This window comes from Siccirubricoccus soli (genome assembly GCF_024178315.1).
GTDB lineage: Bacteria > Pseudomonadota > Alphaproteobacteria > Acetobacterales > Acetobacteraceae > Siccirubricoccus > Siccirubricoccus soli.
The window spans coordinates 49,318-67,853 of the sequence record NZ_JAMZIK010000057.1 but is presented as its reverse complement, the minus strand read 5'-3'; the positions used below and the strand labels follow the sequence as shown (position 1 = coordinate 67,853).

The window sequence follows — 18,536 nt, the reverse complement described above, 5'->3', positions numbered from 1 at the left end:
AGGCGGCGCGGCATGCGAGGGTGGCGGAGCTGCTGGCCCAGGTCGGGCTTTCGCCGCTGGACGGCGAGAAATATCCGCATGAGTTCAGCGGCGGCCAGCGGCAGCGCATCTCCATCGCGCGAGCGCTCTCCTCCAACCCGGAATTCCTGGTCTGCGACGAGCCGACCGCGGCGCTCGACGTCTCCGTCCAGGCGCAGATCCTGAACCTGATGAAGGACCTCCAGGCGCGGCTCGGCCTCACCTATCTCTTCATCAGCCATAACCTGGCCGTGGTCCGGCAGGTCAGCGACCGCATCGGGGTGATGTATCTCGGCCGGCTGGTGGAGCTGGCGGATGCCGAGACGCTCTTCACCGCGCCGCGCCACCCCTATACCCGGGCGCTGATGGAGGCGATCCCGGACCTGGAGATGACCGGGCGGCAGCGCATCCCGGTCGGTGGCGAGGTGCCGAGCCCGATCAGCCCGCCCTCCGGCTGCCCCTTCCATCCGCGCTGCCCGCTGGCGAATGACCGCTGCAAGGCGGAGATGCCGAAGCTGCTGCCGCCGCGGGGCCAGCCCGCGACCATCGCCGCCTGCCATGCGGTGGAGGAGGGGCGGGACCCGCCGCCGGCCCCGGCCGGCACGGCTCAGCGGATCGGCACCACCGCGACGGCGTTGTAGGGCGAGCCATCCACCAGCTTGGTGGACCAGGCCATGTAGATGATCACGCCGCGCTCCTCGTCGAGGAAGCGGTGGACGCGGGTTTCCTTGAAGAACAGGCTGGTGTCGCTCTCATAGACCCGCTCGCCGCGTTCGCCGCGCCGGGCGCCCTCCGCCACGCGCACCGGGCCGGTGGCGGTGCAGGAGAGGGAGAAGCGCGCCGGGTCCTCGGCCAGTCCGACCATGCCGGAAAGCCCGCCGGTGCGCGCCTGGGAGATGTAGCAGGAGACGCCTTGCACCTCCGGGTCGTCGAAGCGCTCGATCACCACGCGGTGGCTGCGCGTCAGGCCGAGATTGGTGAGCGCGGTGTTCACATGGCCGATCTCCTTCGTCTCCTGCGCCATGGCAGGGGCGGCAAGGAGGAGCAGGGCGGCGAGCGGCGCGAGGCGCATGGCGAGGCTCCGGTTGTTGCGGGAATGACGCGGGTGGGGTGGCGGGGGTTCCACCCGGCAAGGGGGACGCTGTCCCCCTTGACCCCCTGCCAAAGGCCGAAGGGCCCTTGGAAACCATGAGTTTGAGCCTCGCGGGTTCAAAGAGCCGGCTCAAGGGTTCCAAGGGCCCTTCGGCCCTTGGCGGGATGGAGGTTGAGGAAGGGCAGAGCCCTTCCTCAATCCGCCAGTGCCACGCCCTCACGCCGCGGATCCGCCCCGCCCTGCAACCGCACCCCCTCCGGCCCCCGCAGGATGCGGATGACATGCAGCCCGGAGGTCATGGTCCGCAGCTCCACCGGAAAGCCGCGCGCCTCCAGCGCCGGCGCCAGCCCGGCGGCGGCGGTGCCGGCTTCCAGCTCCAGCCCCGCATTCAGCGCACCGACCCGGGGCAGGGAGACGGCGGCCTGCGGCTCCATCCCCCAATCCAGCACCGCCACCAGCGTCTGCGCCACATGGCCGATGATGCGGGAGCCGCCGGCCGAGCCGAGCACCAGCATTGGCTGCCCGTCCGCGCCGAAGACGATGGTGGGGGACATGGAGGAGCGCGGCCGCTTGCCCGGCCCCACGCGGTTCGCCACCGGCCGCCCGTTCACCTCCGGCAGGAAGGAGAAATCGGTCAGCTCATTGTTCAGGAAGAAGCCGCGCACCATCAGCCTGGCGCCGAACAGGTCCTCGACGGTGGTGGTCAGGGCCAGGACATCGCCCGCCGCATCGACGATGGAGACATGGCTGGTGCCGCTCTCCGGCTGCGGCGGCTGGCTGGCCGGCGGCGGGCCCGCCTGCCAGGGCGGATTGCCGGCGCGCGGCTCCGCCAGGGCGCGGTCGCGGTCGAGGAGCTGGGCGCGGATCAGCAGGTAGGTGGGGTCCAGCAGCCCGCGCAGCGGCACCGGCACCTGGTCGGCATCCGCCAAGTAGCGGTTGCGGTCGGCAAAGGCGATGCGCCCCGCCTCGCCCAGCAGATGCGCCGCGTCCAGCCCGCGCGGATCGAGGTCCGCGAGATTCTGGTGCGACAGGATGCCGAGGATCTGCAGCACCGTGGCGCCGCCGGAGGAGGGCGGCGGGAAGCCGCAGACGGTGACGCCGCGATAGGGGCCGCAGAGCGCCTCGCGCCGCTTCGGCGCGTAGCCGGCCAGGTCGTCCGTCGTCATCAGCCCGGGGTTGGGGTGGGCACGGATGGCGGCGGCGATCTCGGCGGCGATCGGCCCACGATGCAGCGCCTCCGCCCCCTGTTCGGCAATGGCGCGGAGCGTCGCGGCATAGGCCGGGTTGCGCAGCGTGGCGCCGGCGGCGAGCGGCTTGCCGTCCGGCAGGAACAGGGCGCGGGCTTCGCGGTCCTGCTGCAGATGCGCGGCCTCCTGGGCGATGAGGGCGGCGAGGCGGGGACTGACCTCGAAGCCCTTCTCCGCCGCGGCGATGGCGGGAGCGAAGAGTTCCGCCCAGGGCAGCCTGCCCTGGGCCTGGTGCAGCGCCTCCAGCATCCGCATGGTCCCCGGCACGCCTACGGCGCGGCCGCCAATGGCGGCGGCGAGGAAGCCCATGGGCTGGCCGTCCTTCAGGAAAAGGTTGGGCGGGGCGGCGGCGGGCGCCACCTCCCGCCCGTCCCAGGCGCTGAGCTGGCGTGTCGCGGCGTCCCAGTGCAGCGCCAGGGCGCCGCCGCCGAGGCCGGAGGATTGCGGCTCCACCAGGCCGAGCATGGCCTGGGTGGCGATGGCGGCATCCACCGCCGTGCCGCCGGCGCGCAGCATGGCCATGCCGGCTTCCGCGGCCATGGGGTGCGCGGCGGCGACCATCTGGCGCTGCGCCTGGGCCTGGGCCTGCGCCGGGGCAAGGGCGAGGAGCAGCAGCAGCCACGCCCCTGCCGCCGCACGGCGCCGCCATGTGGTGGGCCGTGCCATAAAGGAAGCGGTCCATCCGGCCGGAGCGTCCGGTTGACCGGCAATCTCCGGTACCGCGCTGGCAACCGTCGCGACCGCTTCCTCGGGGGCCGCCGGGCGCGGCGCCAGGATGGCCGGCCCGCCAGGCGGGGGCCGGTATGGCATGGCACCAGGCATCAGGCGGGCCAGGGCGGGCCGCGGCGCCGGCCCGCCCTGGTGCTGGCCGATGCGGGACGGCAGGCGCGATGGCCGGCCCAGCCTGCCGCCATGCAGCAGGGAAGCCCCGGCATGGCCGGGCGGCGCAAGGCCGGCGACTGGCCGCCTATGATCCGCGCCGCCGCGCCCCATGCCACTGGCGGCGTGGCCTTCGCCTGCGGCCGCGTATGGACGATCGCTCCCGCAACCGGAGGTATGGTGCTGTGGCGCGGGGCAGGGAGACCGGATCGGCAATCCTGCGGTGCCCCGCCAGGGTGATGTGCCAGGCCATCGGCATGAGGCCGCCCCGAGCAGGAGTTCCACCACGCCGATTCCCGCTTTCACCCGCCGCACTCTCCCTGCTCCCGGCCCCAACATGACAGCGCCGACGCCGCATGCCCACCCATCCCGCTGCGGCATCGACTGGTCGCGGCATTCACACCTGCGGCTGGCCGCACCGCCTGCGGTCGTGCTTCAGCCGGCCGCCACCCGGGCCAGGCCGCGGTTGCGGAAGGCCAGCGCCTCCGCGACATGCGCCCGCTGCACCGTCTCGCTGGCGGCCAGGTCGGCGATGGTGCGGGCGACGCGCAGGGTGCGGGTGAAGCCGCGCGCCGAAAGCCGCAGCCGCTCCGCGGCCTGCTCCGCCAGCTCGCGCGCCGCCCGCTCCGCCATCAGGCCCGACTCCAGCGCCGCGTCATCGGCGGCGGCATTGCAGCGCGGGCCGTCGGCGCCGTAGCGTGCCCGCTGCAATGCCCTGGCCGCCTCGATCCGCTCTGCCACCATCGCGCTGGTCTCGCCCGCAGGGGCGCGGGAGAGCTCGGCGATCGGCACCGGCCGCAACTCCACCGTCAGGTCCATGCGGTCCAGCAGCGGGCCGCTGAGCCGGCCCTGATACTCCTCGCCGCAGCGCGGCGCCTTGCCGCATTCCCGCCCGGCCTCCCCCAGATAGCCGCAGCGGCAGGGATTCATCGCCGCGATGCACTGGAAGCGCGCCGGATAGGTGATGTGGGCATTGGCGCGGCTGATACTGGCGCGGCCCGTCTCCATCGGCTGGCGCAGGGCTTCCAGGGCCGGGCGGGGGAATTCCGGCCACTCATCCAGGAACAGCACGCCGAGATGGGCCAGGCTGATCTCCCCCGGCTTCGCCCGGTTGCCGCCGCCGATCAGCGCCGGCTGGCTGGCCGAATGATGCGGCTCCCGGAAGGGCGGGCGAGTCACCAGCCGGCCATCGCGCAGCAGCCCGGCGACGGAATGCACCATGCTGACCTCCAGCGCCTCGGCGGCGCTGAGATCGGGCAGCAGCCTGGGCAGCCGCGCCGCCAGCATGGATTTGCCGGCGCCGGGCGGGCCGATCATGAGGAGGTTGTGGCCGCCGGCCGCGGCGATCTCCAGCGCCCGCTTCGCCGTCTCCTGTCCCCTCACCTCGGAGAGGCAGGGGCCGCGGGGGGCGGTCGCCGCGGGCGATGGCGGCTCCGGCGGGCTCAGCACCTGCAGGCCGCGGAAATGGTTCAGCAGGGCGGGCAGGTCGGGCGCCGCCAGCACCTCCATCCGCCCGGCCCAGGCGGCCTCCCCGCCCTGCGCGCCCGGGCAGATCAGGCCGAGGTCGCGGGCGGAGGCGCCAAGGGCCGCCGGCAGCACCCCGGCCACCGGCTGGATGCTGCCGTCGAGCGACAACTCCCCGAGCGCGGCATAGCCTGCGATCTCCTCCCGCGGCAGCACCTCCATCGCCGCCAGCACGGCCAGCGCGATGGGCAGGTCGAAATGCGAGCCTTCCTTCGGGATATCGGCCGGCGCCAGGTTCACCAGCACGCGCTGCGGCGGCAGGGAGAGGCCCATGCCGGCCATGGCCGCTCGCACCCTTTCCCGCGATTCCGCCACCGCCTTGTCAGGCAGGCCGACGATGAGGAAGGCGGGCAGGCCGGGGGCGATCTGTACCTGCACCTCCACGGGCATGGCCTCGATGCCCGAGAAGGCGAAGGTGGCGATGCGGGCCAGGTTCATGACCCGGCAGATAGCGAAGATACGATGCCGCATCAACCAATGGACGCCTAGGGCCTGTTAGGGACTGGGCGAGACGGAGGGCTGGCGAGGGATCTTGTGCGCTGGGCAGGAGGGCGGCGCAGCCAAGGCTGGTTGCCTTGGCAAGCCGGCCGACGCCCCCGGTGCGAAAAAGACCCGCCAGACCGCCCCAAGGCCCATTCCCTAACAGGCCTTAGGCCCCGCTTGTCATGCCACGCTTGAATCCGGGCCGGCATCCGTTCCAGCCTGATCACCTGCCTTCCCCTGCGGCCGGATCTGGCCCGTGCGGGAGCGGCGGGGAATGCAAGCAATGAGACCGGTGGCCGCGTCGACAATGCCATGCCGCGGACCGTCAGGCCGGCCCTGCAGGGCCAGAACAGGAAGGGAGGCGAACGTATGGACTTCTCGAGGCGGGGCGCGCTGGCGCTCGGCGCGGCGGCCATCGGTGGTGCAGGGCGGGCCCGGGCGCAGGCGCCGGTGATCCGCATCGGCGTGATGACGGACATGTCCGGCCCCTATCGCGACATCAGCGGACCGGGCTGCGTCGCCGCCGCCCGCCAGGCGGTGCAGGATTTTGCCGCCTCTGCCGGCCTCCGGGTGGAGATCCTGCAGGCCGACCACCAGAACAAGGCCGATGTCGGGCTGAACATCGTCCGCCAATGGTTCGACCGCGAGGAGGTGGACGCGGTGACGGACGTGAACAACAGCGCCATCGCCCTGGCGCTGAACGGGCTGGCGCGGGAAAAGAACAAGGTCCAGCTCAACAGCGGCGGCGCCTCGGTGGACATCACCGGCCCGCAATGCGGTCCCAACACCGTGCACTGGACCACCGATAGCTGGGCCAATGCCCGTTCCACCGGTGGGGCGCTGGCCAAGGCGGGGGCGAAGCGTTGGTACTGCATCACCGCCGACTACGCCTTCGGCCATTCGGTGCAGCGGGAGGTGACGCGGGTGGTGCGGAGCTTCGGCGGCGAGGTGGTCGGCGCCTCCGTCTATCCCTTCCCGACGACGACCGATTTCTCCTCCTTCCTCGTCTCCGCCGCGGCGACGCGGCCGGATGTCATCGCACTGTGCAATGCCGGCACGGACATGATCAATTGCGTGAAGCAGGGGCAGGAATTCGGTCTGGCCGGGCGCAACATCCGGGTGGCCGCCATGATCGGCTTCATCGTGGACGTCCACACGCTGGGCCTGCATTCGGCGCAGGGGCTGACGCTGACGGAGAGCAGCTACTGGGACCTGAATGACCGGACCCGGGCGCTGACGTCCCGGCTGCAGCCGAAACTGCCGAACGGCCACTGGCCGAACAGCGTGCAGTTCCAGTGCTATTCCGTGGTGCTGCACTACCTGAAGGCGGCAGCCGCCATCGGCCCGGCACGGGCGAAGGCTTCGGGGCTTGAGGCGGTGCAGGCGATGAAGGCGATGCCGACCGATGCCGACGCCTTCGGCCCCGGCCGGGGGCGGGAGGATGGGCGGAAGCTGCACCCCACCTATCTGTTCCAGGCCAAGGCCCCGGCCGAGAGCCGCGGCGGCTGGGACTACCTGAAGCTGGTGGCCACCACTCCGGCGGAGGAGGCGTTCCGGCCTGTATCGGAGGGCGGCTGCCCCTACGCGCGAAGCTGATGCCCAGCGGAACGTGCCGAGGTTCCGGGCTGGGTATCGCGCGCAGGGTTGGCGTGGCGGTGGCGCGCCGGACTCAAAGACTTGCCGGCCGCATGCCTGTGGATCGGTCGGTCGCGTGGCCGGCATGGGGCCGGTCAGGGAGCGGCCCCGGGCCGGCCTGGCGGGGCGTCACCGCGCCAGATGCGCCAGCCGGCTCGTCAGGGCTGCCGGCCTCGTCAAGCCGGTCTACGGAACGGCGCGGGCCGCCGGAGCGGGATGCATCAACGGACCACCCGGGCGGTCCCGCGGCTGTCGCGGCCCTTTGTCGAGGACGCTGCGCCCAAGCGGAAGGGAAATGGCCAGCCGCCGCGGCGGCTACCGCGCGGCGAGTGCCAGCGCCTGCCGCCAGAGCCGCAGGAAATTCCCGCTCCACAGCAGCCCCAGCTCCCGCTCGCCATAGCCGCGGGCGCGCAGCGCCACCGTCAGCCCGTTCGTCTCCGAGGCATCGCGCCAGCCGATGACGCCGCCGCCGCCATCGAAATCGGAGCTGACCCCGACATGCTCGATGCCGATGCGGCGCACGGCGTGATCGACATGCGCCGCCATGTCCTCGACGCTGGCCGGGTTCTTCTCGCCATCCGGCATGCGGCGAAGGAAGGCGGGAACGGCGGTGATTTGCGCCAGGCCGCCGACGGCCTTCAGTACGTCCAGTTGCTCGTCATCGATGCCACGCGGGTGGTCGCAGAGGGCGCGGCAGGCGGTGTGGGTCGCGACGATCGGGGCGCGGGAGAGATCCGCCGCCTGCAGCATGCCGCGCTTCGAGACATGGGAGACATCCACCAGCATCCCGGCCGCGTTCAGCGCCGCGATCGCCTGCCGGCCGAGCGGGGAGAGGCCGCCATGCTCCTCCGGCACGTCGCCCAGCGCCGGCTTCGGCCGCGCACTGTCCGAGAGGTCGTTATGCCCGTCATGCGTCAGCGTCAGGTAGCAGGCGCCGAGGGCCCGCCAGCGCGCCGGCGCGCCGAGGTCATGGCCCATGGCATAGCCGTTCTCCACCGCCGAGAGCACGCCGAGCGCGCCGGCCGCGTGGCAGGCTTCCAGCTCCTCGGGCGTGGTGCAGAAGCGGCGCGCCATGCCATCGGCGCGGGCGCGGATGTGGCGCAGCATCGCCTCGGCCCGCTCCGCCGCGGCGGCATGGCCGGCTGCGTCCCGCTTCCCCTGTGGCACATAGGCGATGAAGATGGCGGCCTGCATCCCGCCCCGCGCCATCTTCGGAAAATCCACCTGCTGGGTGGATTCCGTCAGCGGGTCGGGCGGCTCCGGCCAGCGGATATCGACATGGGTGTCGAGGGTGAGGAGGCTCATGCCGCCTCTCCCCAGCCGGCGAGGAAGCGTTCCAGCAGCCGCCCCAGCCAGTCGACGCAATAGCCACCTTCCTGAATGATCGCCGTCGGCCGCTTCATGCTGCCCAGCAGGGCGCCGGCTCGGGCGAAGCCATCGGCCGTGACGGAGAGGGCGTTCAGCGGCTCATGCTCGCTGGCATCGAAGCCGAGGGAGACCACCAGCGCCTCCGCGCCGAAGCGCTGCGCCGCGGCGATGCCGCTGCGGATGGCCTCCAGCCAGGCCTCGTCGCCGGTGCCGAAGGGGAGGGGGGCGTTGAGGTTCAGCCCCTCGCCCGCGCCGGCGCCGCGCTCCTCGGCATGGCCGGTGAAGAAAGGGTAGTAGCGGTGCGGGTCGCCATGGACGGAGAAGGTGAAGACCCCGCCATCCTCCCAGAAGAGGCCCTGGGTGCCGTTGCCGTGGTGGCTGTCGATGTCGATTGTCGCGATGCGCTTCGCCCCGGCGCGCCGCAGCGCCTCCACCGCCAGCGCGGTGTTGTTGAGGTAGCAATGGCCGCCCGCCCGTGCCCGGTAGGCGTGGTGACCGGGCGGGCGGCAGAGTGCATAGGCGGTGCGGCCGGCCGCCGCCTCCGCCGCCGCGGCCAGGGCGGTGCCGGCGGCGGCGAGGCTGGCTTCCCAGGTGCCGGGGCCGATCGGGCAGGCATTGTCCGCGCTGTACCAGGCGGCCTGGCCGACAATGCTCTCCGGCCGGCGCGCACCGTTGGCGAGCGCGTCGGCCGTCGCGTGCATATTGGGCACCACTTCAGGCCCCGCATCTGGCAGGGCGGCCCAGGCGGCGGCGGCGCCCGCCAGGTAGTCGAGATAGTCCGGCGCGTGCACGGTCTCGAGCAGGGTGCGCGAGGGCAGGGCGGGCGTCTCCGGCACCAGGCGCAGCGCCGCGAGCCCCTCCAGCAGCGCCTCGGTGCGCGGAGGGACCTCGAAATTCGGCCGGATCTGGCCGCGCATGAGGAAGAAGCGCGGCGTGTGCAGCCGCTGGTCCGGATGGAAGAAGGCGCGCATCCGTATAGGCTAGCCTTTGCCGCGCGCTACGGGAACACCCGGCACGGTATTCGCATGCTCAGGGCAGGCCGGCTGGTGGTGGTCGCGTTCCCTCTCCCTTGGGAAGGCGGCCATCAAGGCGGGCCCCCAACACCGGGGAGTGGCAATGCAGATCCCGCAACGAGGCCCGATGGCCGCTGCAGCAAGGCCCATGCCGCTGCGCGCCCATGGCGCGGCGCGCTCCCGGTCACGGTGCTGAAGGCTGGGCTGCTGATGCTGCGGGGGAACATGGACAGGCAGCACCCTGTCTCGATCGCCGGCCGCAGGTTCCGCGGCAGTGGGCTGTCCTGGGCCTCGGTGGGAGCGATGGCCGATGCGGCAAGCGCGGCCAGGCGGAGGCAGGCGCTGACGCTGATCCGACAGAGCCGGTACCGGCACGGCACCGCGGCGAGGCGCATCGCGCGTGGCGCCGCCGCTATGGCGGGCGCCGCCGGCTGCGCCACCGCCATGCGGTGCTGCCGCGCAGTGTGGCAGGCGCCGCTGGCCATGGTGCCAGCCGCGTCGCGGCACGCCCCGACGCGGCATTTGCTGGACAGGCTCCCCGGAAGCGGTTGGACTCCGCCGGCAAGATAGCGAGGGACGGAAATGCTGGACCACGGGGCGCGCCGCGCCATCCTGGAGGCGGTCGATTCGCTGCGCGACTGGGAAGTGGAGACCCTCTCCCGCCTGGTCCGCTGCCCCTCCACCCTGGGTAACGAGGCCTCGGCGCTGAACGAGATGGCGCGGATCTATGAGGGGCTGGGCCTCGCGCCGCAGCGCATACCGGTGGAGCCGGAGAAGCTGCGCGACCATCCCGGCTTTTCGCCGCCGCTCATTCCCTATGAAGGGCGGGACAATGTGGCGGCGATCCATCGTCCGCGCGCGGCGAAGGGCCGGAGCCTGGCGCTGCAGGGCCATGTGGATGTGGTGCCAGAGGGCGCGGCCGATATGTGGGAAACGCCGCCCTATGAGCCATCGATCCGCAATGGCCGCATCTATGGCCGCGGCGCCGGCGACATGAAGGCCGGCATCGTCAGTTACTGCGCGGCCTTCAGGGCCTTCGCCCTGGCCGGGCTGCAGCCGGCCGCCGAAGTGCAGCTGCAGGCGGTGATCGAGGAGGAATGCAGCGGCAATGGCGCCCTGGCCACCATGCTCGCCCTGCCGAAACCCGATGCTGTCATCATCCCGGAGCCGGGGCCGGGGGTGGAGGCGCTCTACACCGCGGAAGTCGGCGTCGTCTGGGCCTGGGTCACGGTCAGCGGCCGGCCGGCGCATGTGCGGGAGATGCAGGCCGGGCTGAACGCCATCGAGGCCGCCAGCATCATCGCCGCTGCCTTCAAGACGTATGAGGCGGAGATGAACCGGGCGGAGCGGATCCACCCGGCCTTCCACGGCAACAACCACCCGGTGAACGTCAATCTCGGCACCATCGAGGGCGGGGAGTGGAACAGCAGCGTCGCCACGCGCTGCCGCATCGGGCTGCGCGTCGGGGTGATGCTCGGCACCACGGCGGCGCAGACCAGGGCCGATATCGAGCGCATCGTGGAACAGGCGAAACGGCATGAGAGGCTGCGCGGCGCGCAGGTGAAGCTGGAGTTCAAGGGCTTCATGGCCGATCCCTGCCTGTTCGACACCGAGGCCGAGATCGTGAAGCTGGCCCGGCGCAGCCACGCCGAGGCGACTGGTGGCACGCTGCGCGACTACCCGGCGACGGGCCTGACCGATGGCCGCTTCTTCCAGCTCTATCAGGGGACGCCCGTCGCCTGCTTCGGGCCGGATGCGGTCGATATCCACGGCATCGACGAGAATGTCGGGCTGGACAGCATGCATGGCATCACCAGGACCATCGCATCGGCGATGGCGGAGTGGTGCGGAGTGGAGAAGAGATGAGTACGAATCTGCCGCTTTCCGGAGCACGTCTCTGGGACAGCCTGATGGAGATGGCGAAGATCGGCGGCACGCCGAAGGGCGGCAGCAACCGCCAGACCCTGACGGATGTCGATGCCGAAGGCCGCGCGCTGTTCCGCAAATGGGGCGAGGCCTGTGGCCTGACGCTCAGCGTGGACCGCCTCGGCAACATGGTGTTCCGGCGGGAGGGGCGCGACCCGACCCGCGCCCCCATCGCCATCGGCAGCCATCTGGACACCCAGCCGACCGGCGGGAAGTTCGACGGCGTGCTCGGCGTGCTGGCGGGGCTGGAGGTGATGCGGGCGTTGCATGAGGCGGGGGCCGAGACCGAGGCGCCGCTGCTGCTCATCAACTGGACCAACGAGGAAGGCGCCCGCTTCGCGCCCCCCATGATGGGCAGCGGCGCTGCCATGGGCATCTTCACCGAGGCGGAGGTACTGGCCAAGCGCGACGCCGCCGGCGCGGTGTTCGGCGAGGAGCTGAAGCGCATCGGCTGGCAGGGCAGCGCCGATCCGGCGGAATTGCAGAAGGTCGGCGCCTATCTCGAATTGCACATCGAGCAGGGCAAGCTGCTGGAGGATGCCGGGCTCGATGTCGGCATCGTCACCCATGCCCTGGCGCAGAGCTGGTTCGAGGTGGTGGTGGAGGGCGAGGAGGCGCATGGCGGCTCCCCCATGGCCGGGCGGCGGGATGCGATGATGGCGGCGGCGCCGCTGATCGCGGCGGTGGAGGAGATCGCGCTGACGACCCTGGCGCCGAATGGCGAGAAGGGCCGCGGCACGGTGGGGGTGGTGGAGGTCTATCCCGCCTCTCGCAATGTCGCGCCCAGCCGGGTCTTCTTCAGCGTCGATTTCCGCCACAGCGACCCCGAGGCACTGGCGCGGATGGGCGAGGCGCTGACGGCGCGGGCGGCCGAGATCAGCGCGGCGCGCAAGGTGACAGCCACCGTCACCCCCTTCTGGCACTCGCCGCTGACGCCCTTCGATGCCGGCCTCGTCGCTCATGCGCGCAACGCCGCCGTCGCCCGCGGGCTGAAATACCAGGAGATGCCGACCGCCATCGGCCATGACGCCGTCTATATGGCGCGCAAGGTGCCGACGGTGATGGTCTTCTGCCCCTGCCATGGCGGGCTCTCGCACAATGAGGCGGAGAGCATCACGCCGGAATGGGCGACGGCCGGCATGCAGGTGCTGGCGGATGCCGCGCTGGCAGCGGCCGGTCTCGTCAAGCCATGAACCTGCCACTCTCCGTCGACCGGCTCTGGGACAGCCTGATGGCGATGGCGCGCATCGGCGCCACGCCGGAGGGCGGCAACAACCGCCCGGCGCTCTCCGCCCTGGATGGCGAGGCACGGGCCCTGCTGGCGCGTTGGGGCCAGGAGATCGGGCTGACACTCAGCGTCGATCGCCTGGGCAACATGGCGCTGCGGCGGGAGGGCAGGGACCCCGCGCGCAAGCCGGTGCTGGTCGGTAGCCACCTGGACACCCAGCCGACGGGCGGGAAATTCGATGGCCCCTATGGCGTGCTGGCGGGCCTCGAAATCCTCCATGCGCTGCATGAGGCGGGGACGGTGACGGAGGCGCCCATCGTGCTGGTCAACTGGACCAGCGAGGAGGGCTGCCGCTTCTCGCCCAGCATGATCGGCGCCGCCGGCGCCATGGGCGTGCTGTCCGAGGCCGAGGTGCTCGACCGCCGCGCCATCGATGATGGCGAGCGCTATGGCGATGCGCTGGCGCGCACCGGCTGGGCCGGCCCTGCCGATCCCGCCGCGCTGCGCAATGCCGCCGCCTATTTCGAGGCGCATATCGAGCAGGGGCCGGTCCTCGAGGCCGAGGGCTATGATCTCGGCATCGTCACCGGCGGCTTCGCCACGGAGCGTGCCATGGTGAGCGTGCGCGGCAAGGACAGCCATGCCGGCACCACGCCGATGGAGATGCGCCAGGACGCGCTGCTGGCGGCGGCCGAGATGATGGTCGCCGCCGAGCGCATCCTGCTCGCCCGTGCGCCGGAGGGCCGCTGCACGGTCAACCGCCTGATCGTGGAGCCGGGCGCGGATGGCGTGGTGCCGGGCGGCGCCCGCTTCGCCATGGATTATCGGCACCCCTTGACCGGGACCTTGCAGGCGCTATGGGCCATGGCGGAAGAAGAGTGGGCTGCCATTGCCACGCGCCGTCGCGTCACCGTCTCGCGCGAGACCTACTGGGCCTTCCCGCGGGTGGAGTTTGACGCCGCCCTGGCCGCCAGGCTGCGCGCGGCGGCCGCGCGGCATGGCGCGAAGCACCGCGACATGCTCTCCGGCGCGGGGCATGACGCCTATCACGCAGCGTCCCGCATGCCGGCCGTCATGCTCTTCATCCCCTGCCATGGCGGCATCAGCCACCACCCGACCGAATCCATCTCCCGCGATTGGGCGGAGATCGGCCTCAGGGTGCTGGCGGAGGCCGTGATCGAAACTGCCAACGCCGCGAGTTGATTCATGCGCATCGCCATTGCCGGCTTCCAGCACGAGAGCCATTCCTTCGCCCCGCTGCCGACCGGCTGGCGGGAGTTCCTCAAACCCGGCGGCTTCCCCGGGCTGCAGCGCGGCGCGACGCTGATCGAGACCATCCGCCCGACCAGCGTCCCCACCGCCGGCGCCATCGAGGTGCTGGAGGCGGCCGGCGCCGAGCTGGTGCCGCTGACCTGGTGCTTCGCCAACCCGGCCGGCCCGGTCACCGCCGAGGCCTTCGAGCGCATCGCCGCGCTGCTGGTGGCGGAGCTGTCGGACGCGCTGGAGCAGGCGCCGCTGGACGGCATCTATCTGGAACTGCACGGCGCCATGGTGGCGGTGGGGCATGACGATGCCGAGGGCGAGCTGCTGCGCCGCATCCGCGCCGTGGTGGGGGAGGAGCTGCCCATTACCGTCAGCCTCGACCCGCATGCCAATATGACGCGGCGGATGGTGGAGCTGGCGGATGCGCTGGTGCCCTACCGCACCTATCCGCATGTGGACATGAAGCCCGCCGGCGCCCAGGCCTCGCGGCTGCTGCTGGAGCGGATCAAGCGCGGCAGGCCCTGGGCGCGCGCTTTCGCGGAGATCGACTTCCTCATCCCGCTGACCATGCAATGCACCCTGGTCTCGCCCATGGCCGACGTGCTGGCGGAGCGGGCGCGGCTGGAAAAGCTGCATGGCTGCGCCGAGCTCGCCTTCTGCTTCGGCTTCCCCTATGCGGATTTCCCCGGCTGCGGCGTCGCCATCGCCGCCTATGCCGAGACGCCGGAGGCGGCGCAGCTGGCCGTCGCCGGGCTGAAGACGTGGATGGATGCGCGGGAGCCGGATTTCGCCGGCGGCGTCGCCAGCGCGGAGGAAGGGGTGGCGGAAGCCATCGCCCTGGCCCGCGGCGCCAGCCGTCCCATCGTCATGGCCGATACCCAGGACAATCCCGGCGGCGGCGGCCATGGCGACACCACGGGCCTGCTGGCGGAGCTGATCCGGCAGGATGCCCAGGGGGCGGTGCTCGGCCTGATCAACGACGCCGAGAGCGCCGCCGCCTGCCATGCGGCGGGGGTGGGCGCCACTGTGCAGCTTTCCTTGGGTGGCAAGAGCGATGGCGTGCCGCTGGCGGTGACGGCCGTGGTGGAGGCGCTGACGGATGGCCGCTTCACCGGCACCGGCCCCATGTCCAAGGGCAACCCGATCGATCTCGGCCCGACGGCGCTGATCCGGGTGTCCTCCGGCGTCCGCGTCATCGTGGTGACGCGGAAGGTGCAGGCGCTGGACCAGGCGCTGTTCACCCATATCGGCGTGGAGCCCGCGGCGCAGAAAATCCTGGCGCTGAAGAGCAGCGTGCATTTCCGCGCGCATTTCCAGCCGATCGCGGAGAAGGTGATCGTCGTGGCCGCCCCTGGCCCGGTGGTGGCCGATCCGGCCGTGCTTCCCTTCACCAAGCTCCGCCCCGGCCTGCGCCTGCGCCCCGGCGCCAACCGGTAGCGGGCCGGCTGTTCGTGCCAGCGGGCTCATGGTTTCCAAAGGCCGTTCGGCCTTTGGTGGGACCGGACGCACCGCGTCCGATGTGAGGAGGGGCAAAGCCCCTCTCAACCTATTCCGGCGGGGCCAACCGCTCTGCCTCGGCTGTCAGCGCCTCGCCCTCCGGCCCCGCCAGCATCGCCTCCAGCCGGGCGATCTCCGCCTCCCGCGCGCTGCACCAGGCGCGGCGATCGCGGCTGCCCTGGCGGGAGGTGAAGGCCGGCGGCTCCATGCTGCGCAGGAAGGCGTCGCGCCCTTCCGTCCCCGCCTCCTCCTGGCGCAGGGCCAGGGCGGCGGTTTCCAGCCTTGCGGCGCGGTCCTGGGCGGAGACGGGCAGGGACCGGCCGCAGACCATCGCCGCCCGTACCAGCGCGCCGATATCGGCGGCCCGGGCCAGCATGCGTGGCCGGGCCGCCGGCCGCGCCGCATCCAGGGGCGGGGCTTCGGCGCAGGCCATCGGCAGCAGGAGGAGCCCGAGGAGAAGGCGGCGCATGCGCCCCTCCCTAGACCCTTTGCCCGGCGCGGCGGATTAAATCGGCGATAACGCGCCCGAAAGCGGCAAGAAAAACCCCGCCGCGGCCGGGGCCGGGCGGGGGGTTCCCTGGCGGGCAGCGGCCGTCCGGCCGCCGCCCTGGCACCGGCCTCAGGCCATCGCCTTCTTCAGGTTCTCATCCAGCTTTGCCAGGAAGGCCTGGGTGTTCAGCCAGGGCTGATCCTTGCTGATGAGGATGGCGAGGTCCTTGGTCATATGGCCGCTCTCCACCGTGCTCACGCAGACCTTCTCCAGCGTCTCGGCGAAGGCGGTGACGTCCGGCGTGCCGTCGAACCTGCCGCGATAGGCGAGGCCGCGGGTCCAGGCGAAGATGGAGGCGATCGGGTTGGTGCTGGTCTCGCGGCCCTTCTGGTGTTCCCGGTAGTGGCGGGTGACGGTGCCGTGAGCAGCCTCCGACTCCACCGTGCTGCCATCCGGGGAGAGCAGGACGGAGGTCATCAGGCCGAGCGAGCCGAAGCCCTGCGCCACAATGTCCGATTCCACGTCGCCATCGTAGTTCTTGCAGGCCCAGATATAGCCGCCTTCCCACTTCAGGGCGGAAGCGACCATGTCGTCGATCAGCCGGTCCTCGTAGGTCAGGCCGCGCTTCTCGTATTCCGCCTTGAACTCCTCGTCGTAGATCTTGCGGAAGATGTCCTTGAAGTTGCCGTCATAGGCCTTGAGGATGGTGTTCTTGTGGCTGAAGTAGACCGAGTAGTTGCGCTGCAGCCCGTAATTGAAGGAGGCGCGGGCGAAGCCCTCGATCGACTTGTTCAGGTTATGGATCATCATCGCCACGCCGCCGGTCGCCGGCATGGCGAACTCGCCGATCTCCTGCGGCTGGCCGCCCTCGGGCACATAGGTCATGACGACCTTGCCGGCGCCCGGCACCTTCATCTCCACCGAGCGGTAGATGTCGCCATAGGCGTGGCGGCCGACGACGATCGGCTTCGACCAGTGCGGCACCAGGCGCGGCACGTTCTGGCAGATGATCGGCTCGCGGAAGATGGTGCCGTCCAGGATGTTGCGGATGGTCCCGTTCGGGGACTTCCACATCTTCTTCAGGCCGAATTCCTTCACCCGCGCCTCGTCCGGGGTGATGGTCGCGCATTTCACGCCGACGCCGTACTGCTTGGTGGCGTTGGCGGCATCGACGGTGATCTGGTCGTCGGTCTCGTCGCGCTTCTGGATGCCGAGGTCGTAATACTTCAGGTCGATATCAAGGTAGGGCAGGATCAGCTTGTCCTTGATGAACCCCCAGATGATGCGGGTCATCTCGTCCCCGTCCATTTCGACGACGGGGGTCTTCACCTTGATCTTCGCGGCCATGGCTGTCCTCGGCGATGCCCCGGACCAGGCGGCCGGGGGTGGAAAAGGGTGATCAGGGGCCGGACCATCGCATCGGGGCGGATGGGCGGCAAGCCCGGGCGGGGAGGGAACGTTGCCCCTCGCGCCGCCGCCGCTGGGGGTGAGGCTTACGCCGCCTTCGGCTTCCGCAGCAGCCCCTGCTCCACCAGCGCCTCGGCGATCTGCACCGCGTTCAGCGCCGCGCCCTTGCGCAGATTGTCGGAGACGCACCAGAAGGCCAGGCCATGCGGCACGGTGGGGTCGCGGCGCAGCCGGCTGACGAAGACCGAATCCTCGCCGGCGGCGTCCACCTGGGTGACGTAGCCGCCATCCTCCCGCTTATCGACAAGCTGCACGCCCGGCGCCTCGCGCAGCGCGTCCCAGGCCTGCTCCACGGTGACCTCGCTCTCGAACTCCACATGCACCGCTTCGGAATGGCCGATGAAGACCGGCACGCGGACGCAGCTCGCCACCACCTGGATGTCGGGGTCGAGGATCTTCCGGGTCTCGACGGCCATCTTCCACTCTTCCTTGGTGAAGCCGTCATCCATGAACTTGTCGATATGCGGGATGCAGTTGAAGGCGATGGGCTTGGTGAACTGCTCCGGCACCGAGGGGTCGTTCACATAGACCGCGCGGGTCTGGTTGAAGAGCTCGTCCATCGCCTCCTTCCCCGCGCCGGAGACCGACTGGTAGGTGGCGACCACCACCCGCTTGATGCGGGCAAGAAGGTGCAGCGGCTTCAGCGCCACCACCATCTGGATGGTCGAGCAATTCGGGTTGGCGATGATGTTGCGCTTGCTGAACTGCTTCAGGTGATGCGGGTTCACCTCCGGCACCACCAGGGGGATGTCCGGCTCCATGCGGAACTGGCTGGTGTTGTCGATGACGACGCAGCCGGCGGCGGCGGCTCGCGGCGCATGCACGGCGGAAACCGAGGCGCCCGGGGAGAACAGGCCGATATCCACGCCCTTGAAGTCGAAGGTCTCGAGGTTCTTCACCTTGAGCACGGATTTCTCGCCGAAGGAGACCTCCAGCCCCGCCGAACGGCCCGAGGCGAGGGCGATGACCTCGCTCACCGGGAATTCGCGCTCGGCGAGGGTCTTCAGCATCTCGCGCCCCACCGCCCCGGTGGCGCCGACGACTGCGACCCTGTAGCCCATGACCTGCTCCTCAAAGACCGGAGCCGCCCGCGAGGCGGCTGGAGGCGCGTCTCTAGGCGCTGCCCGGCCGGGGTTCAAGCGTTCCGCGGCTTTGCGGCGGAGCGGGGCGCCGGGCTGCCCGGCGCCCATGCCGGCGACCAGGCCGGGCCGCCGGTTCCGCTTGAACGGGACCGGCGGCCCGGCCAGATTACCTGAGCCCGCATACGAAAGCCGAGGAGGGAAACATGGCCTGGAAGACCCCGCGCGTGATCGAGATTTCGCTCGCCCTCGAAATCAACGCCTACGCCTGCGCCGAACTCGGCTGAGCCCGGCCGGCTGGCCGGCCGGCCACCCACGGGCGGAGC

General features: G+C 71.2%; 15 protein-coding genes. 7 read left to right on the top strand and 8 right to left on the bottom strand.

Annotated features, from left to right (window positions below):
- A partial coding sequence (locus NJ376_RS09700) for an oligopeptide/dipeptide ABC transporter ATP-binding protein (protein ID WP_252953044.1) occupies window positions 1–659 on the top strand: 659 nt, incomplete at its 5' end.
- On the opposite strand, the gene NJ376_RS09695 is transcribed toward NJ376_RS09700, so the two are convergent.
- The 3 genes from NJ376_RS09695 to NJ376_RS09685 all read right to left on the bottom strand — a co-directional run bounded on the left by NJ376_RS09695 (window position 626) and on the right by NJ376_RS09685 (window position 5,199).
- A complete protein-coding gene (locus NJ376_RS09695) occupies window positions 626–1,090 on the bottom strand; it encodes a CreA family protein (protein WP_252953043.1) in 465 nt (154 codons plus the stop codon). The genes NJ376_RS09700 and NJ376_RS09695 overlap by 34 nt on opposite strands.
- A 215-nt stretch (window positions 1,091–1,305) precedes the next feature.
- Entirely contained in the window at window positions 1,306–3,024 is a 1,719-nt protein-coding gene (gene ggt, locus NJ376_RS09690; protein ID WP_252953042.1) for a gamma-glutamyltransferase, read from the bottom strand.
- 648 nt (window positions 3,025–3,672) lie between these two features.
- A complete protein-coding gene (locus NJ376_RS09685; protein WP_252953046.1) occupies window positions 3,673–5,199 on the bottom strand; it encodes a YifB family Mg chelatase-like AAA ATPase in 1,527 nt (508 codons plus the stop codon).
- A 414-nt stretch (window positions 5,200–5,613) separates the two neighbouring features.
- Here NJ376_RS09685 and NJ376_RS09680 point away from each other — a divergent pair, with 414 nt between their 5' ends.
- Window positions 5,614–6,840, top strand: coding sequence for an ABC transporter substrate-binding protein (locus NJ376_RS09680; protein WP_252953041.1), 1,227 nt, complete (start codon window positions 5,614–5,616; stop codon window positions 6,838–6,840).
- A gap of 354 nt (window positions 6,841–7,194) precedes the next feature.
- Here the strand turns inward: NJ376_RS09680 and NJ376_RS09675 are convergent, their stop codons facing one another.
- Together NJ376_RS09675 and NJ376_RS09670 are read right to left on the bottom strand one after the other, a co-directional pair.
- Window positions 7,195–8,184: a dipeptidase gene (locus NJ376_RS09675; RefSeq protein ID WP_252953040.1), complete on the bottom strand. Its 990-nt coding sequence runs from the start codon at window positions 8,182–8,184 to the stop codon at window positions 7,195–7,197.
- The gene (locus tag NJ376_RS09670) at window positions 8,181–9,218 is read right to left on the bottom strand and encodes a histone deacetylase family protein (RefSeq protein WP_252953039.1); all 1,038 of its coding nucleotides are present in this window, start codon (window positions 9,216–9,218) and stop codon (window positions 8,181–8,183) included. Before NJ376_RS09670 ends, NJ376_RS09675 begins: the two co-directional genes overlap by 4 nt.
- A 624-nt stretch (window positions 9,219–9,842) precedes the next feature.
- Between NJ376_RS09670 and NJ376_RS09665 the strand changes: the two genes are divergently transcribed.
- The 4 genes from NJ376_RS09665 to NJ376_RS09650 are packed head-to-tail and all read left to right on the top strand — an operon-like array spanning window position 9,843 to window position 15,114.
- Window positions 9,843–11,126, top strand: a complete 1,284-nt coding sequence (locus NJ376_RS09665) for an ArgE/DapE family deacylase (RefSeq protein WP_252953038.1) — start codon at window positions 9,843–9,845, stop codon at window positions 11,124–11,126.
- On the top strand, window positions 11,123–12,379 hold the full coding sequence (locus tag NJ376_RS09660; protein ID WP_252953037.1) for a Zn-dependent hydrolase: 1,257 nt from the start codon (window positions 11,123–11,125) through the stop codon (window positions 12,377–12,379). The genes NJ376_RS09665 and NJ376_RS09660 overlap by 4 nt, the downstream gene beginning before the upstream one ends.
- Entirely contained in the window at window positions 12,376–13,617 is a 1,242-nt protein-coding gene (locus NJ376_RS09655) for an allantoate amidohydrolase (RefSeq protein ID WP_252953036.1), read from the top strand. Before NJ376_RS09660 ends, NJ376_RS09655 begins: the two co-directional genes overlap by 4 nt.
- A gap of 3 nt (window positions 13,618–13,620) precedes the next feature.
- Window positions 13,621–15,114 carry a M81 family metallopeptidase gene (locus NJ376_RS09650; RefSeq protein WP_252953035.1) on the top strand — a complete coding sequence of 498 codons (1,494 nt, stop codon included), beginning with the start codon at window positions 13,621–13,623 and terminating at the stop codon, window positions 15,112–15,114.
- Window positions 15,115–15,223: 109 nt separating this feature from the next.
- Here NJ376_RS09650 and NJ376_RS09645 read toward each other — a convergent pair whose 3' ends face one another.
- From NJ376_RS09645 to NJ376_RS09635, 3 genes are all read right to left on the bottom strand, one after another.
- Entirely contained in the window at window positions 15,224–15,643 is a 420-nt protein-coding gene (locus tag NJ376_RS09645; RefSeq protein ID WP_252953034.1) for a hypothetical protein, read from the bottom strand.
- A 150-nt stretch (window positions 15,644–15,793) separates the two neighbouring features.
- A complete protein-coding gene (locus NJ376_RS09640; RefSeq protein WP_252953033.1) occupies window positions 15,794–17,011 on the bottom strand; it encodes an NADP-dependent isocitrate dehydrogenase in 1,218 nt (405 codons plus the stop codon).
- 146 nt (window positions 17,012–17,157) lie between these two features.
- A complete protein-coding gene (locus tag NJ376_RS09635; protein ID WP_252953032.1) occupies window positions 17,158–18,192 on the bottom strand; it encodes an aspartate-semialdehyde dehydrogenase in 1,035 nt (344 codons plus the stop codon).
- Window positions 18,193–18,416: 224 nt separating this feature from the next.
- Between NJ376_RS09635 and pqqA the strand changes: the two genes are divergently transcribed.
- Window positions 18,417–18,497: a pyrroloquinoline quinone precursor peptide PqqA gene (gene pqqA, locus NJ376_RS29265; protein ID WP_370288139.1), complete on the top strand. Its 81-nt coding sequence runs from the start codon at window positions 18,417–18,419 to the stop codon at window positions 18,495–18,497.
- Window positions 18,498–18,536: the final 39 nt, after the last annotated feature.